We start from the raw sequence: 1,470 nt of genomic DNA on the forward strand, positions 1-1,470 counted from the left end.
GCTTTTTGCGCATCAGTGAACTTGCGCCTAGCATGTGCCCAGCAGCCAACAATGGTCGCGTGTGTTTTATGATAGCCAGGGTAGCCGTCGGCATGCATGTAACCATTGTAACCGTCTAAGTAGTCCACTATCACTTGGCCGCCTCGGCCACTGTTATAATCAAACAGCACGATATTGGGAATATCGCTGTCCACTATTCTACCGGCAGGCGAATCTGCCCCGCAGCCATATAACCACATGTAGGATTTTGCCTTATTGTCGCCCACGACTTTCACGGTAGTGTCATCACTAAAGATGACCGGTTGCTCCAGTAATATTCGCCGCATCATGTCGTATAAGATTTCGAAGATATTGCCACTTTTTATCATCCACTTTGACATGGTTTGCCGACACAGCTCAATGCCGTATTGCGCAAACATGCTCTCTAACCGATAAAGCGGCAAGCCATATTGATATTTGCTGGTAATGATTTGGGATATTAAGCTGGGCGTGGCGTAGCCCTTGGGAATAATGCTTGGCGGCACAGGGGCTTGTTTAATACGATTGTGAGTCCCTTGCTGCTCGCAGGCTTTGCAAGCGTATTTCGGTCTCACATTCACAATCACTTTTATTTGGGCGGGGATAAACTCAATCTTCTCGTTCGTGTCTTCGCCAATTTGATGCAGCGGATGCCCACAGCAGTCGCAGAATTTATCTTCATCGGCGATATCATGGATAACGCGCTCACGAGGAATATCATCGGCTATCTTCTCAGCCCGCTTTTTACGGCGAGTGTAAGTGATGGTTTCGCTATCATCGGCCTCAGGCTCGTCTGCTTGCTCAACAATCTCTTCCGCTTCGTTAAATAGCTCACCTTGCCCAGGGAAAGTATCACTGCTTTTGCCAAAGCGTTTTTGCTGGGCTAAGCGAAACATCTCGGTTAAACGCTGGTTCTTCGCGTTTAACGCTTGGTTTTGCTCGCGCAACNTTGCCAAAGCGTTTTTGCTGGGCTAAGCGAAACATCTCGGTTAAACGCTGGTTCTTCGCGTTTAACGCTTGGTTTTGCTCGCGCAACTTAAGCACCATCTCTTGCAAGGCGGCAACGTCAGTCGGCAGTGTGCTCTGGGCTTTTTTCATGCCCCATATTTTACCTCAATGCTCTCCTAAATAGCTGATTTTATGTAGATTAAATCGTGATCAATAAATTGTTTTTATGATCCTAAGTTATAAGCCCATGGACGTGTAATGAAGCGTGCTGTGCCCAATAACATCATAGCCACCTAACAGCCAAGTGAGCTGTTGTTCGCTTAATCTGAGGTGACTCATGTCGCTTAATTTCGGCCACTTAAAGCGATTTTTTTGCAGCACTTTGTACCACATGGCAAAGCCCGTTTTATCCCAATAGACGATTTTGAGTTTGTCTTGTTTTTTATTGCAAAAGATAAACATTGCATCGTCAAATGGAGACAACTCAAGCTCACATTCGATGAT

The 1,470-nt window shown here is 46.2% G+C and carries 2 protein-coding genes; both read right to left on the bottom strand.

Annotation, left to right across the window (positions count from 1 at the left end):
- On the bottom strand, positions 1 to 914 hold a 914-nt coding region (locus AB9H30_RS19300), incomplete at its 3' end, for an IS66 family transposase (protein WP_371196423.1).
- Positions 915 to 1,203: 289 nt separating this feature from the next.
- Positions 1,204 to 1,470, bottom strand: a 267-nt coding sequence (gene tnpB / locus AB9H30_RS19305) for an IS66 family insertion sequence element accessory protein TnpB (RefSeq protein WP_371196424.1), incomplete at its 5' end; no start/stop codon positions are given.

The organism is Glaciecola sp. SC05 (assembly GCF_041380235.1).
In the GTDB taxonomy this organism is placed as follows: domain Bacteria; phylum Pseudomonadota; class Gammaproteobacteria; order Enterobacterales; family Alteromonadaceae; genus Glaciecola.